This window comes from Nostoc sp. DedQUE09 (assembly GCF_034530915.1).
In the GTDB taxonomy this organism is placed as follows: domain Bacteria; phylum Cyanobacteriota; class Cyanobacteriia; order Cyanobacteriales; family Nostocaceae; genus Nostoc.
Map to the genome: position 1 here is coordinate 100615 of NZ_JAVRCE010000020.1, position 15499 is coordinate 116113.

15 protein-coding genes are annotated in these 15499 nt (G+C 39.9%); 7 read left to right on the forward strand and 8 right to left on the reverse strand.

Annotation, left to right across the window (positions count from 1 at the left end; all coding sequences use genetic code 11):
- Window positions 1-96: 96 nt before the first annotated feature.
- On the forward strand, window positions 97-1992 hold the full coding sequence (locus RMY27_RS15295; protein WP_322664543.1) for a PAS domain S-box protein: 1896 nt from the start codon (window positions 97-99) through the stop codon (window positions 1990-1992).
- Window positions 1993-2149: 157 nt separating this feature from the next.
- Here the strand turns inward: RMY27_RS15295 and RMY27_RS15300 are convergent, their stop codons facing one another.
- Window positions 2150-3277: an ABC transporter ATP-binding protein gene (locus RMY27_RS15300; RefSeq protein ID WP_322664545.1), complete on the reverse strand. Its 1128-nt coding sequence runs from the start codon at window positions 3275-3277 to the stop codon at window positions 2150-2152.
- Window positions 3278-3662: 385 nt separating this feature from the next.
- Between RMY27_RS15300 and mrdA the strand changes: the two genes are divergently transcribed.
- Window positions 3663-5501 carry a penicillin-binding protein 2 gene (gene mrdA / locus RMY27_RS15305; protein ID WP_322664547.1) on the forward strand — a complete coding sequence of 613 codons (1839 nt, stop codon included), beginning with the start codon at window positions 3663-3665 and terminating at the stop codon, window positions 5499-5501.
- 275 nt (window positions 5502-5776) lie between these two features.
- On the opposite strand, the gene RMY27_RS15310 is transcribed toward mrdA, so the two are convergent.
- Both RMY27_RS15310 and RMY27_RS15315 read right to left on the reverse strand, forming a co-directional pair.
- A complete protein-coding gene (locus RMY27_RS15310; protein ID WP_322664549.1) occupies window positions 5777-6895 on the reverse strand; it encodes a glycosyltransferase in 1119 nt (372 codons plus the stop codon).
- A gap of 316 nt (window positions 6896-7211) precedes the next feature.
- Entirely contained in the window at window positions 7212-7388 is a 177-nt protein-coding gene (locus tag RMY27_RS15315) for a hypothetical protein (RefSeq protein WP_322664550.1), read from the reverse strand.
- Window positions 7389-7416: 28 nt separating this feature from the next.
- Here RMY27_RS15315 and RMY27_RS15320 point away from each other — a divergent pair, with 28 nt between their 5' ends.
- Window positions 7417-7551, forward strand: coding sequence for a hypothetical protein (locus RMY27_RS15320; RefSeq protein ID WP_322664552.1), 135 nt, complete (start codon window positions 7417-7419; stop codon window positions 7549-7551).
- A 33-nt stretch (window positions 7552-7584) separates the two neighbouring features.
- Here the strand turns inward: RMY27_RS15320 and RMY27_RS15325 are convergent, their stop codons facing one another.
- Window positions 7585-8388, reverse strand: a complete 804-nt coding sequence (locus RMY27_RS15325; RefSeq protein ID WP_322664554.1) for a M15 family metallopeptidase — start codon at window positions 8386-8388, stop codon at window positions 7585-7587.
- Between the two features lie 102 nt (window positions 8389-8490).
- Between RMY27_RS15325 and RMY27_RS15330 the strand changes: the two genes are divergently transcribed.
- Complete coding sequence (locus RMY27_RS15330) at window positions 8491-9303, forward strand: AEC family transporter (RefSeq protein ID WP_322664556.1); 813 nt, start codon at window positions 8491-8493, stop codon at window positions 9301-9303.
- Window positions 9304-9366: 63 nt separating this feature from the next.
- Here RMY27_RS15330 and tsaB read toward each other — a convergent pair whose 3' ends face one another.
- Together tsaB and RMY27_RS15340 are read right to left on the reverse strand one after the other, a co-directional pair.
- On the reverse strand, window positions 9367-10020 hold the full coding sequence (tsaB, locus tag RMY27_RS15335; RefSeq protein WP_322664558.1) for a tRNA (adenosine(37)-N6)-threonylcarbamoyltransferase complex dimerization subunit type 1 TsaB: 654 nt from the start codon (window positions 10018-10020) through the stop codon (window positions 9367-9369).
- A 483-nt stretch (window positions 10021-10503) separates the two neighbouring features.
- Window positions 10504-10752: a Ycf34 family protein gene (locus RMY27_RS15340; RefSeq protein ID WP_251960287.1), complete on the reverse strand. Its 249-nt coding sequence runs from the start codon at window positions 10750-10752 to the stop codon at window positions 10504-10506.
- An 86-nt stretch (window positions 10753-10838) separates the two neighbouring features.
- Here RMY27_RS15340 and RMY27_RS15345 point away from each other — a divergent pair, with 86 nt between their 5' ends.
- Window positions 10839-12143, forward strand: coding sequence for a CCA tRNA nucleotidyltransferase (locus RMY27_RS15345; RefSeq protein ID WP_322664560.1), 1305 nt, complete (start codon window positions 10839-10841; stop codon window positions 12141-12143).
- 407 nt (window positions 12144-12550) lie between these two features.
- Window positions 12551-12934: a response regulator gene (locus RMY27_RS15350; protein WP_322664562.1), complete on the forward strand. Its 384-nt coding sequence runs from the start codon at window positions 12551-12553 to the stop codon at window positions 12932-12934.
- On the opposite strand, the gene RMY27_RS15355 is transcribed toward RMY27_RS15350, so the two are convergent.
- The gene (locus RMY27_RS15355; protein WP_322664564.1) at window positions 12915-13319 is read right to left on the reverse strand and encodes a DUF2294 domain-containing protein; all 405 of its coding nucleotides are present in this window, start codon (window positions 13317-13319) and stop codon (window positions 12915-12917) included. The genes RMY27_RS15350 and RMY27_RS15355 overlap by 20 nt on opposite strands.
- Window positions 13320-13478: 159 nt before the next feature.
- On the reverse strand, window positions 13479-13592 hold the full coding sequence (locus RMY27_RS35520; RefSeq protein ID WP_416212345.1) for a hypothetical protein: 114 nt from the start codon (window positions 13590-13592) through the stop codon (window positions 13479-13481).
- Between the two features lie 299 nt (window positions 13593-13891).
- On the opposite strand from RMY27_RS35520, the gene RMY27_RS15365 reads away from it, so the two are divergent.
- The gene (locus tag RMY27_RS15365) at window positions 13892-14374 is read left to right on the forward strand and encodes a tetratricopeptide repeat protein (protein WP_322664566.1); all 483 of its coding nucleotides are present in this window, start codon (window positions 13892-13894) and stop codon (window positions 14372-14374) included.
- Window positions 14375-15499: the final 1125 nt, after the last annotated feature.

Sequence of the window (15499 nt, forward strand, 5' to 3'; positions counted from 1 at the left end):
ATTAAGCTTTTGAGCAATTTTTGCATAAGTCCTGAGTCAGGCAGGACTAGCTCAACCCTAGCAAACAGCACTAAATAAAGTAAATCGGAGTTGAACATGTCTACTAACAACAACAATGAAGAGATATCGCTTTTACGTCAGCAAAATACCCAATTGCTGCAACAGCTAGAAGCACTGCAAGACCTTTATTCAACTACGCTGTTAGTCGAACAACATCAAATTTGGGAATTAGTTACTGATGAAGTCCCACAGGATTTACAACCGATAGAATTACAGTCGAAATTGGCAAATAATTCTGCCTTTGTAGAATCAGCAAAGAAAATTCGCAAACAGCATCACCAAGCGGCGGCAACTGCTTTGGCTGAGAGTGAAGCTAAGTATCGCCAACTCGTGGAAAATATCAGCGACCTGATTTTTTCCATGTCAGTACAAGGTCTTTTTACTTATGTCTCACCACAGTATAAAAATGTTTTAGGATGGGAACCTTCAGACCTACTTGGTCAAACCTTTGCCCCCCTGCTTCATCCTGATGATTTCCCCCTAGCCCAAAGAAAAATCCAAGAAATGGTGGAAACCAAGGGGCAGCGGATCGCAATAGAATTTCGCCACCTAAAAAAGGATGGAGATTGGTGCTGGATGAGGTCAGTGGCTTCGCCAATTTTCGACTCAGACGGTGAAATTATTGGTCTTCATGGCGCTATTAGCGATATCAGCAGTCGCAAACAAGCCGAAGAATTAATCAAAGCCTCGCAAGCAGAATTACTTGCGTTGTTCAACGCTATGCAGGATGTAATTCTTGTCTTAGATGCCGAAGGAAGATACCTCAAAATCGCTCCTAGTGGTGCGCCTTTAATCTACCAACCTCCTGCGGAACTGCTAGGCAGCAAAATACATGAGGTTTTATCCTCTGCTTGTGCCGACTATTTTCTCAACTCTATTCAACAAGCACTCTTAACTAAAAAAACTGTGAAGGTAGAATATAGCTTGCCTATAGGCGAGCAAGAGGTTTGGTTTGAGGCGAATATTGCCAGCATGGACGAAAACACCGTTGTTTGTGTCGCCAGGGATATCAGTGAACGCAAACAGATGGAAGACCAATTGCGACAACAAACAGAAAATTTAGCACAAACTCTTCAAGAACTCAGACAAACTCAAGCACAAATGATTCAAGCAGAAAAAATGTCTAGTTTGGGTCAACTTGTGGCTGGAGTTGCCCACGAAATCAACAACCCCGTTAATTTTATTCACGGTAATCTCAGCTATCTTGAGGAATATACTCAAGACCTGTTACGAATAATTCACCATCAGCAGCAATCTGGTAATAAGTTGGAATTTCAGGCTTTGTGTGAGGAAATTGACCTAGAGTACATCCAGGAAGATGTACCAAGAATATTGAGTTCGATGAAAGTTGGTACTCAGCGCATCCGTCAGATTGTGTTGTCGCTACGAACCTTCTCACGCATAGATGAAGCCGAGTTTAAAGCAGTGGATATTCATGAAAGCATCGACAGTACCCTAATGGTATTGCAACATCGCTTCCAAGAAACAACAAAACTTCCAGCCATTCAAGTCATCAAAGACTACGGCATATTACCTTTAGTGGAATGCTATGGCGGAGAACTCAATCAGGTGTTTATGAATATATTGGCAAATGCCATTGATGCTTTAGAAGAATGGAAAATTGAGAATGCGCAATTAAGAATAGACAATTTAACTGGGTTGTTAACTCCCACGATTGTCATTCGTACCTCAGTCATAGATTCCGGTTGGGTAAAAATTGCGATCGCTGATAATGGAATAGGTATGTCAGAACAGATTCAAAAACAAGTTTTTAATCCATTTTTCACCAACAAGCCTGTAGGGAAGGGAACAGGTATGGGAATGTTTATCAGTTATCAAATTATCACAGAAACACATCGTGGCAAACTGGAATGTCATTCATCACCAGCAGTAGGAACAGAGTTTATAATTACAATTCCAATTCAGCATTGATCAACAAGGCAAAAGAAAGAAAATAAAGAATGGTTCTTAACCTTTAAATTTATTTATCGGGATTATCTTTTTACTTTTTAACCATGAATTTGTACTGGTTTATCGCTGTTTTCTATGACCATTGACTTTTGACTTTTGACTTAACCAAAGGGGTTGACTATTGATTAATAGCTAAACAATCAGTTTCTGCCCACCAGGCGTAAATAAGTGTGTCGCGGTCTGGTAAAGTGCCCAAAGTATTAGGTTGCAACACATTAATGCTAATGCCATTTGTTAATTCCATAACATAATTAACGTGTGTGCCCAAATACATAACGTTGACAAGCCGTCCTTCAAAGCAGTTAACTGGCAAATTAGGTGGATACAGCGAAAGCTGTATTTTTTCTGGACGCACACTTACTACTACAGCTTGTGATAATTGAGTTGGTGTATCTTCAGCGCGGCTAATAACAATTGACAGTCCCATTTTTGTGGAAATTTTAATATTAGAGGAGTCTACCGCGACGATTTCACCACTGAATAAATTAGTATCACCAATAAAATCAGCAACAAAGGATGTACAGGGACGTTCGTAAATTTGGCTGGGAGTGCCAACTTGTTCAATTTTGCCTTGATTCATCACGGCAATGCGATCGCTCAAAGACAATGCTTCTTCTTGGTCGTGTGTCACCATCACAAAGGTTAGCCCCAAGTCTTTGTGTAAATTTGATAACTCAACCTGCATTTCTTTACGTAGTTTTAAATCTAACGCCCCTAAAGGTTCATCCAGTAGTACCACGGTGGGACGGTTGACTAAAGCCCTTGCTAAAGCTACTCGCTGCTGTTGACCACCAGAAAGTTGATTGGGAAAGCGCGATCGCAAACTTTCCATTTTCACTAGTTTTAAAGCTTCTTGGACTCTAGCTTCAATTTTAGATTTGGGTATTTTTTTTAACCGCAGTCCAAAGGCGATGTTATTCCAGACATTCAGGTGGTTAAATAGAGCGTAACTTTGAAATACAGTATTGACGGGTCGGCGGTAAGGGGGCACATTAGTCATGGACTGACCCTGAATTAACACCTTACCAGCGTCAGCAATTTCAAACCCAGCAATTAAGCGCAGTGTCGTTGTTTTACCACAACCGGAGGGGCCTAAAATACTAAAAAATTCTCCTTGTCTGACATCCAAATCAATTCCATTTACTGCTGGTTCTTGGTTAAAAAACTTGAAGACGTTACGCAGTTCAACATCAAGTGCCTGAAAACTTGTTATCCCCCTCTGATTGTGCATGACAGTTTGAGCCATAATCCTCAGTAGAATGCCGTGATATTACGTTATTTTGTCAATTGCTTTAGTCTTTTGGGCAGACTATATTTGACACTTTGGTTTATTGTATCCGCCAAAAACAATTGTTCAAGAATATACTCGCCCGATTCTTTTATGCTCAGTAATGGCAATTATACTATGGTATTTTTATATACTACTTTTTGATTAAATATTCTGTAATGAAGTTAAAATACCTTAAAATTGCATATTAGCAATTGCTAAAAGGCTGTCCGGGATTGCGTTTAGTCATGCAGCCGAAAAAGCTTTGGGAAATCACCGAGGTGCGATCGCAGCACTCGATCCGAATAATGGTACAGAATTAATTGTTTAAAAATAATCTTAATCTTGAAATCCTCTTTGGCTTATGAGTTTATTGAATCCATCTCCACTTGGCGGACAAAAAAATACACGTACAGTAGGAAGGAGTTTCCAGCCGATATTTTTAATTATATTTACTCTACTGATGATGACTGGTATCAGTGTTCGTTTGGCATATTTACAAATTACTGAAGGAGCAAGCCACCGAAAACGAGCCGAGTCAAATCGAATTCGGATGATCCCCAAACAACCAGAACGAGGCAATATCTTTGACCGCAATGGCAAACTTTTAGCCAGTACTCGCTATCCTCGCTCTGTATATTTATGGCCGATGGCACATACCAAGCCAGCATGGCCAGTTGTAGGGGCACGTCTATCTCAAATTCTCGAAGTTACCCAAGAAGAGATGGAAAAGAAATTAGAAGAGGCAGGTGCTAACTCTTCTTCACTGATTCGGGTCGCTCGTGACTTGAACGAGGCGCAAATCACAGCATTGAAGGAGTATCAAGCCGAACTTCAAGACGTGGAAATCTCTACAGAGGCGGTTCGCTATTATCCCCACGGCAAGGAACTAGCTCATGTATTAGGTTATACGCGAGAACTGACCGCCGAGCAGTTAAAAGAAAAGAAGCAAGAAGGTTACAGATTGGGTGATGTGATTGGTCAAATGGGAGTTGAAAAAGCTTATGAGAAAAGTCTACGGGGTGAATGGGGTGGTCAGCAAGTAGAAGTTGATGGTGCAGGTCGCCCGCTCCGGGTTTTGGGTGAGAAACAGGCAAAAGCGGGTAATGATTTGCACTTGACCATAGATTTAAATATGCAAAAGACAGCAGAAAAAGCTTTAGGCGATCGCGATGGTGCGATCGTGGCTCTTGACCCCAAGAACGGTGCTGTTTTAGCAATGGTATCTCATCCCACCTTTGACCCAAATATTTTCTCGAAGCAGAAACTCACCCAAAAAGATTGGGAATTTGTCCAAGGTGCAGATCATCCCTTGGTAAATCGCGCTCTCAGTGCCTTTCCACCCGCTAGCACCTTCAAAATTGTTACCACCACAGCCGGTCTAGAATCAGGTAAATTTTCTCCTAGCACAGTCCTGCAAACTTATGGTTCCTTAAGTTTTGGCGGCACCCGATTTGGTGAATGGAATCACGCCGGATTCGGACCATTGGGTTTTGTCGGAGCATTACAGTGGAGTAGTGATACCTTCTTCTATCAAATTGGTCGCGGAGTCGGCGGCCCAACTTTAATTGAGTGGACTCGCAAGTATGGATTTGGTAAAAGAACTGGCTTTGAGTTTGGCAACGAAGAGGCAAAAGGTTTAGTACCAGATGAGGCATGGAAGCAGAAAACTTGGAAGATACCTTGGACAGTAGGTGATAGCATTAATATGTCAATTGGTCAAGGTGCTTTACAAACTACACCTTTGCAAGTCGCCATTATGTTTGCCGTGCCTGCTAATGGTGGCTATCGAGTCCAGCCACATTTGCTTAAAGACAATGAAGAAGCAAAAAGCTGGCGAGAATCTTTAAATATGAAGCCGACAACCATAAGTGTTCTCCGTCAGGGACTACGGAAAGTAGTAGCTGAAGGTACAGGTAAAGCTTTGAAGCAGCCAACAGTTCCCACAGTGGCTGGTAAGAGTGGCACTGCTGAAGCGTGGAAAGGGCGTGTTAAGCAAAATCACGCTTGGTTTGGAGCCTATGCACCTGCTGAACAGCCAGAAGTTGTGATTGTGGCATTTGCTGAACATTCTGGTGGCGGTGGTGGTAGCATTGCTGCGCCCATGATCTTACAAATTATGGAAGAATATTTTCAGCACAAGTATCCAGGTAAGTATCAGAAACCAGTGCCTGAAAATCCAGGAAATAGCAGACGAAATTAAGTGTGGGGCATTGGGTAAGAGGAAGAGGACAAGGGGAAAGACTAAATCACCTTGTCCCCCTGCTTCAATACTTTCCGGTTAACTGTGAAAGGGGAAAGGAAAAGGGTTTGAATTTACCTTTCCCCTTTAACCTTTACCCCAGATCAAAAGAGAGATTGTTAGGTTTATCCGAAAAGTATTGACGGTATTCCTAGTCTGAGACTATTGGTGACAACTTCAGAAAAGGGATTCATTCTGGAAAAATGAATGACGATTAGCTTACCCTGTAACGGGAATTATGTATCAGATTTTGTTACCAATGCTTTAGGAGTAAGTTCGCTACAAATTTCCAGTAGTCTATTAACAGCACGCGCAGCCGAAAACTTTTCCGCAACATATTGGCTGGACTGAAAACCCAGGTTAATGGCTTCATCCGGATTATCTAAGCAGTATCGCATACATTTGGCTAATTCTTCTGCATCTTCATTTTCAAAAAATAGGCTGTGCGGTCCTGCCACTTCTGACAATCCTCCCATTTTTGAAACAATCGAGCAGGTTTGAACGCTAGAGGCTTCTTGCACTACGTAAGGTGCTGGATCTTGCCAACGAGATGGAGCAATTAAAGCCAAAGCATCTTGAACTTTTAGAAGTACTTCTTTTTGAGTAACTTTACCTAAAAAATCAACTTTGTTGGCAATTCCTAAATCAGACGTTAGCTGTTTTAATTCTTGAGATTGTCCGCCATCCCCAATAATAGTAATTTTAAATTCTTTATTTTGATCTTGTAAAATCCGCGCTGCTTTTAATAAAATATCTACACCTTTGTCTGTAGCTAATCTACCGACAAAAATAAAATTATATGGTCGAGATAAATTTTCTAAAGTTTTAAGCTGCTTTTCCGACTTGATTTCAATCGGATTGTATAAAGTATCAACTAGCCAAGGAAAAGCAGAAGATTCTCCTAAAAAGTTACTACAAGCTGTATGATAATCGGCTAAGAAGGCAGTAGAAAGCCGGGTCGTTAGGCGCGCCCATTTGACAAAAGTGTGTAATTTCCACTTGAGTGGATAATTGGCTTTCGGTAATGTGTGTTTAAATTCAGCTTTTAAACGTTGCGTCAATGTCATCTGCTTATAACTAGTATGAGTAGATTGATAAAGAGAATAATGGTATTTAATAATTATTTTTTTGTGCAAAAATTTACATATTAAAGTAAAAATCAAATCATTTGAATTCATGTGTACTATATCTGCCCAAGCAATATAACTAAACCATTTTGCAATATTATCTTGTTTGGTAGAAATAGTTTTAACTTCAATTAATCTAGCTTCCAACTCAGGAATAATAGAATAAATGTAAGTTAAAACTCCACTAATTTCATTGTCGTAATGACGGTGTTGAATTAATATTTTCATACATCAGGTATGGTAAATTTGGTATTTATGGGACTTGTGGTTGAGCATAATTATGAAACAAGTATTTCACTTTGCTCAGAATCAACTTGGTGTCTAAGGTAGGTAAGCACAAATAAATCTAACTATCTAACGAGATATAAAAAGCTTGAAACCTTTGCGATTGCTTCTCTACGAGACGCTACGCGAACACTTCACTGATTCCCAACCGGACACGCTTTGCGATCGCTGCGTTCGCTAGGGACATAGTTATAAATTTCTCCACCGATCTACGTTATATGCAGAAAGTTGGAAAAAGGGTTTTTCCCGATAGTTATAGTTATATAATTCCCGCAGATTCTGCTAAAGTATCATTCTCTTCGCCGCTGGCTAAAAGTTTAGTCTGACAGTAGTGGGTAAAATTATCATCAATTTGAAATACCTGCTGATCAGCCTGAGTGTTACCCAAATAGGAACTACCAGGCTGCGGTTCGATATTAGGATTTGCAAGTAACATTACCCGCTTCATTGATGGCAAAATTACCGTGATTTTACTTTGCAATCTAGATAAAATTTCCCGACCAGATGCGATCGCTAAGAAAATTGCTGAATACTACTTTCCAGCCCTTACAGAACTAGTGCTTCAGCCTCCATTAGCAAAGAGAGAGCAAGAGGGATAAAATCAATTGCTCCTGACTCCTGTTTGCTGTCTTTTATGGTGATATCTTAGCGGGTTTTAAATTTCTAGCTTTGTAAAACATTTCCAAGCTATTGCGATCGCCTACAAAACGCCAGTGCCACGGCTCATAACTCACACCTTGAGCATTATCTTTTGGAAATGACATTTCAAAGCCAAAACGTGCTGCATTAGCTTGCAGCCACCGATAAGCTTTGGTATTGTCAAAGTTTGTTTGGAGATTAGTTGCTGGTACTGCTCCGTCTCCAACATCCACAGCATAACCTGTGTGATGTTCGCTATGACCAGGAGGAGCGCTGAGGGCAGCTCGTTCTGCTGGCGTTTGATTTCGCTGGGCACCGACAGCAAAAAACAACGGCTCCTGGTCTTTGACTGAGCGAAAGGCAGAAATTGGTACTAAAATTACACCTGAACTCCGGGCTGCTGCTACCATCTCCTCAAACTTTTGGGCAGCAGCTTTTCGCATTCTAATGCCCCTATTTGCGGAGATGGTTACTAGTTCTGACTCAAGGGCTTCTGGGTATGGAAAATGCCCTAATACAGTATCGCTGGAATTATTAGATGCTGTTGGAGTTGCAGGAGCAGAAGTAGCTGGTAAAGGTTGAGAATCGGCGGTTTTTTTGGGTGCTGTGACGAAAAACAAAAAACTGCTAATTAAAGCTAGCAAGATAAATCCCGCTACTCCCCCAATCAGCACAATTCGGGGTTGCAACCAAAACTTAGGTGTTGCATCAGGGGTATCGCGTACAGCCACTGGGATATCATCACCAAGGTCATTCGATGAGTTTTGCGGTTTTCCAGAAAACCCTGCCTTATTCAACGGTAAACTCCTGTTTTTGTGGAATGGCCATAACAGATTTTGCACTGGACAAAAGTAAACGTAACAGGTAGCATTTTACATCTGTGGTTCTTGGGCACAATCTTGACAAACCTTTTAGAACTATACGTCAAGCTGGGAGGATTAGTCCTGGTAGGTTTTATCCTGGGACGCAAACTACCTGTAACAGTTCCTACACGTTTGGGACTGTTTCTTTTTTGGGTGGGAGTACCCATAAGCATAGTATCGTTTTTGCGTCAATCCAGTTTATCAGGGCAAATTTGGATTGCACCTGCGATCGCTTACCTAGCCATTTTACTAGGAGCATTTTTAGCTTGGTTAGCCATTAAAGGACAAGCCTACTTTAGAAAGACTATTCCCCAACCACCAACTCAGGCTAGCTTGATATTAGCCGCAATGTTGGGTAATACTGGTTATCTTGGTTTTCCCATTACCTTAGCAATGGTAGGCAAGGAATACTTTGCTTGGGCGCTATTTTACGATTTGTTAGGTTCATTCCCAGGAACTTACGGATTGGGTGTGTTGCTAGCAGCGCATTTTGGCGGTGGTGTCCAGAATCATTCACGACTAAGACTAATTTCGAGGGTTTGGTTAGTCGCTATCAAATATATGTTAGCGATCGTTGGGGCAATATCTTCTGTTATTGGTTCCGGGCAATTGTCAAACTACATGGCTGAACTTGTACGAGGAAAACCTTCTGCTGATGTGAGAGTAGTCATTTACTCATACAGTGATAGAGCCTTAATTTTGTGGTTGCTGACCTCTCCAATATTGTCTTATACTTTTTTATTCATCATTAAGCAAACATTTAGTAAAAATAGTAACCTTCCTTATTGGATTGGCATTATTACAGGTATTTTATGTCTGCCCTACTACCTTATTCCCTTATTGTGGTAAAAGAATTATTATACAGAGCTAGAGTACTGGAAAAACATACATCATACATATTTTAGATATTAGTTAAACTTCTACTGGATGCTGCCCATAATATGGCAAAGCCTCTGACCAATTAGGAAATTTGCCCTCTTGCCAATCAAGATTAGCTAGTTCCAAAATACTTGTCACCGTTGCTGCTAGCCCAGATTGGGCTTGAATCAATTGATAATTAGTGTTCCAATTACCTAAAGTTTCCTGCCATGCTTCTGGTGTCAATACTCTATCTGACAAACAAACTTTTAGTTTATAATTATCTGGTTCAAACTGATAAATAGCAGCGAAAATTTGACCTCGTTGTGCTGGCATTTCCACAGCAAAAGTTGTTAGATTTTGGCTTTTGCTGGCTTCTGACCAAGCTACCGCAGCCAAAGTTGAAATCGCAAATACAGGAATATCTAACTGTTGCCCTAAAGTACGAGCAGTAACAACACCAATACGAGTTCCTGTAAAACCACCAGGCCCTTTCGCAACTGCGATAAAGGACAAATTCGCCCAAGTTTGCGGCTTGATAAATTCAATTAAATATTGATGTACTAAGCTAGATAAATCACGCCCCAAATTCCAAATTTGAGAGCGAGTATCACCTGAAAAATTACTAATTGCTAGTCCTAATTCGGGAGTAGTGGTGTGCAACGCTAAAGCGTATTTTGTTGTGAGGTGTTTTAGTTCTGTGGTCAAAGTTAATTAAAATATTTATTTTTTAGAGATGACTTGATTTATATATTCAACCACATCATAGTCAAGTTTCCATCCCCATAAGAGGTAAGTGATTGCAAAACTTCGCTTTTGATGAAGAAATTTTCATCAACACTAATGCGTTTCCATCCCCGTGAGGGGTAAGTTATGGAAAAACTCACCCTTGTATAACCCTTACTGTGAATGGTTTTAAAGAGTAATTTTAGAAAAGGTCTAATTGATTCGTCAATCAGCTTAAATTATTGACAATATTGATAAAAAGATAACAATAAACCCCCTCAAACGCTTACACAGCATTTCGAGGGGGTCAACGAAAGAAATGAGGGGTATAGCGATCGCTATACCCCCGCGAAAAACTTACGTGTGCAAAGTTTAAATAAATACTTTTGCTTGCACTAGGAAACTTAGAATTGAATTGTCAAGATTCTGTTATTAATGGACTGAGGCATAATATACCTTGACGTTTCAAGTCGGCACTAATTCACCAGGACGCAACTTCGACCACTTACCTGTTTCTCGTTTAAAACTCAAACAACCAACAACGTCCCATTCCATTTCAATTACATCATCTTTAGTCCGAATGTTGACATTGATAGAAGGTTCATTGGGATCAAAATCTGGTGTTTCAGTCAAGTGAGGCTGTTGGTGCTGCCCTTCTACGGCATGATAGGTAACACAGCTGTCTACATAGTGGCAATTCACGCAAATACACATAATAGAACCAACTCCAGGGGCCTTTATTGTTAATCTAACTTAAGCCCAACTGTTATTCATGAGTTGCTGGGTTGATTTTTATTACAATGCTTGAATCAATTCCTTCTACCCTCGCTCCCGAAAATTGGCCTTTTAGCTTGGAATTCTTGCCACAACCCGCTTACATGGTAGGTGGTGCTGTCCGAGATGCGATCCTGGGCAGAACTCGCGAATATCTGGATCTAGATTTTGTTATACCATCTAAGGCGGTGAAGGTAGCGAGAGCGATCGCTCATCATTACAAAGCTGGTTTTGTGTTACTCGATGCAGAACGGCAAATTGCGCGTGTGGTTTTTCCCCACGCTACAGCTGACTTTGCCCAACAAGAAGGAGATAGCTTAGAAGTTGATTTGCACAGACGAGACTTTACAGTAAATGCGATCGCTTATAATCCCCACACGCAAGAAATTATCGATCCTCTGCAAGGTTATGTAGACTTACAACAAGGCATTTTGCGAATGGTATCACCTGCGAACCTAGAAGATGATCCTTTGCGGTTAATGCGAGGTTATCGCCAAGCCGCTCAACTAGGTTTTACTATTGAGCCAGCTACCCAAGCCGCAATTCGTTCTTTGGCATCGCATATCAGCAAAGTTGCAGCCGAAAGAGTTAGGGTAGAAATTGGCTATCTACTGGCAAATTCTCAGGGTACTCCTTGGATTGCAACGGCTTGGGAAGATGGTTTACTTGCCCCTTTGTTCAAAAATGCTACCCGTGAAAGCTTGATCAAACTAGCAGCAGTTGACACAGCAGCCGCCTTACTCACAGAAAAGTGGCAACAACTAGGGGCACAACTGCAAGAATATGTCCGCGATAGTATTAAAACTACTTGGCTAGGTATTGCCAAACTTGCTTGTCTTGTCAACCCAGATCCAGTATTAGCAGAAATAGAGCTACAGGAACTAACTTATAGTCGTGCCGAAATCCGAGGTGTAACTACTGCTCTGAAACTGTTACCGCAATTTCAAGTAGTTGATATGTCGTTGCGAGAACAATACTTTTTGTTTCATAACGCAGATATTGTGTTCCCCGCTACGGCAGTGCTAGCTGTAGCAATTAATAATTTGGTAGAGGCAATATCTGGTGACAAGCCACTAGACACAGCAGTGGAAACGAAAGCAATGAGCTACCAAATCTTAGCACCTTTGATCGATCGCTACCTCAACCCGGATGATGCGATCGCTCATCCCACCCCCCTAGTCAGCGGGAAGGAGTTGATTACAACATTAGATATTCCAGCTTCGCCAATTATCGGTCAACTGCTAACTGAAATTGGGGTAGCACAAGCTGAGGGGAAACTTTCAACTCCAACAGAGGCGATCGCTTATGCACGTCAGTTACTTGATAGTTAAATATACTTAATTAATTTATTATAATGTAACAAAAGTGATGCTTACGTAATTTTGTCCCTCTTGGCTAAACTGGCTAAAACTAATAAATCTGCAATCTTAAGTACTTTAAGTATCCCCTAGTTACCATAAAATACCGATCTTTATAGCCAATCCTTGCAATTACATACATCAGTTATGCTACTATTTGCTTGATGTTATGACTGCTTTGCTATATTATTTCCTAAAATTTAGCGCTAATGGACAACCGGATGGATTATATAGTAACTTATTCATTTTTATGCCTTAGTTGGTCCTCTGAAGATACTCTCGTACATTGAATTAAACATTTACTATAAACAAAGACTTTCAGGTTTTCCTGATGGGTGGAATTTTTATGCCTAACTTTTCTTGGACAGGACGAACTGCTTATGAATGAACAGCCTTTAATTTTGGTTGTAGAAGAGAGTTTACATGATTTAGAGCTACTTAATTCTCATCTAGGAATATTAAATTTTTCATGTATTTGTACCAAACAAGGGGTGAGGGCTGTGATGTTGGCACAAACTCATCAACCAGATTTAATCCTGCTAGATATGAAGCTATCTAACTTGAGTGCGAACCAAGTCATTGACGATCTTAAGCATGACTCAAAAACTGCTACCATTCCAATCATTGCAGTCACACCTCTAAGAACTGTACAAGACGATCAGTCCACGATACTTACAGCATTTGATGATTGCATTACTAAACCCTATGATTTTAATCAATTAGAAGTGGTAATCAGTCGCCACATCATTCAGCTAAATTCTTAACATTTATCTTAGGAATAGATTTGGGGTTACAAAATTCAGGTAATTCCTTGAGAATTACAACAATCCCAGTACGACCTGTTGCTAAATTGGTGTTTGTCATCAGGTAGAGAACAGGTTGATCAATAATTTCCTCAATCAAATTTTTTAAATCTGGTTTAATTATTTTCTCTAAATATAATCGTACTTGTTCAGCTAAAGTATCACAACCTCCTTTCAGTAAAGTTTGTTCAGCTTGGGTAACAGAGTTTTCTATAGAAATTACGATTTCAGTATCAAAAAAATGACAAATAATTTGGCTAGGAGATTTCCCTAGTCTATCATTATATAAATTTATAATTTGCTGTGATATTTCTGTTTCTAATTGTCCAATAGTCGGTTGTCCCATTAGTACCTACTATGTAATATTTATCGTTTTAATCTGGAAATGTAAGTATCCAACATTATAGTAGATGATTATGGATTAGTTGAGAAAAATCATCGCTGTTTTCTCTGAAGTTTGTGTGTGCATGTAATGTATTGATTATGCATTTATTTAAGACATTTTTTACGGGCAAAGCAACTGTGATTCTGCAATGTCAAAGTGCTTGATAATTCCTGGTAAATACCAAACTAATTCAACTCCGGCTTTGATAATAACCAAAGTACCACCTGGTTTCATAACCTTGCCATCTACCTGCTAAACAACCTTTGTCTAGTGCATCTTACAGTTCTGGCATATTGATGTGAGCTTGAGTAATAGCGCCAAAGGGATCTGTCAGCTACCTCTAGTCAGTTTTGATTTTTATGACTCTAAATATCTAGCGTGGTATTAGTCGTATTGTTGAACACAATCAATCACACAGTAATTTCATAATTAGCGATTAATCACGGCTAATTTAAAGATGACTTTAAAAATGATTTAATCGAGATATTTTGTGAGAAAGTTAATACAAAGGTATATTCACTGATCTCAAATTCATGGATTCTTTATTTATCAATTCCTTACTTGAAGAGTTGAAAAACCCGGATGCAACAGTGCGCGACAAGGCAACCAGAAAAATCTGGCGGATCTGGTTTCAGCAAAAGGGAATCTATGGGCTGGAAATAATTGACCGCAGTCAAAAGTTACTAGATGCAGGTGAAATTGCTGAAGCGGAAACAGCGCTGACAGCATTAATTAAAGACCAGCCAGATTTTGCCGAAGCTTGGAATCGTCGAGCTTTCCTCTATTACAGTATTGGCGATTATCAAAAATCTTTGGCTGATTGTCAGATGGTTGTACAGATAAATCCAATACATTTTGGGGCGCTTCATGGTATGGGCTTATGTTATGCAGCACTAGGAGAGTATAGTCAAGCTATCAGAGCTTTTCAACGTGCTTTAGAAATTCAGCCTTATTCCCTAGTGAATCAAAAGTTGATTCTAGAATGTACATTTAGATTTAGCTACAACGGCAGATAGGGGAAAGCATCATACTGTTTTATGAATCCGTTATCATCCTCATCAACAACAATTCATCACCTTAGTCGCCATAGTTTTATTCAATACACTTCTATCTGAATTAATAGCAGTGTCATTGATGCTTGTACTAACAGCAACCAACCATCAAATAGCAATTCTCGGTTGAATAAAGTTAACTTTAGTACAAACTAGATAGCACAAGCGGAGCATGGTGGATTTTACTAAGCGATGTCTACGACGGGCTGCGCCTACGCCACTGGTATTTACAAAGACTACTGTTTAGATGTAACTATCAAAATGAGTGGTCTATAGGTTCTCAGTAGTACTCAATTTGTTGATGGGGATACGGTACATTTCTTTATGAGTATGGCATGGATGCCGTGAATGCCATAGCCACAGTTACAGCAATTTTCAAGAAAGACCCCTGGTGTCTTATTGCACATCCCAACTCAGCAATTAACATTTTTGCCGATCTTATCTTTTTTACTCTGTTAAGCTAAAGGTTTTTCTAACTATAACAATCCTAAATGAGTTGTCAAAATCAAGAGACTAAGACTATATAGAGGTTTTGTATTATGTTGTTTACAATCCTCAACGTCGGAGAAAACCAATTTTAGAAGGTTATCGCTTTGTAAATGGTGAATATGTATTGCAACCAAGAAATTTCGTTTGGTTATCAGAGATAGGTTTAGCAATTGGTTAGGAATGGGAAACCTATCAGGAAATTACGCGGGATTGGTTGTATTGGTATGACAAACAAGGAATCACTGCTGAACAACGCACTCAAAGACTGGCACAAGAATTGCGAAAGTTGGGGATCAATCCAGATTCTTTGAGTTGATTTCGTGGGGTGCGATCGCTTTGATTAAACGGTTATTAATGACTATTTGGGAAAATGAATTATAGATGGTTCAGGTGATTGTAGGCAAGAACATAAAAGCGTTCAAATATTCCTGCTCTGCATAATTTATAAATAACTATCCTACTTTATTTTTAACCCAAACGCGAAAGGATTTGAGTAAAGCAATTTCCCCCATACTTTTGCTCTGCTCGATAAATCTGCTTATCTCATACCAATTAAAAATGAAGCTGCATATAATGGGGAGAAGCAAACTTGGTAATTTA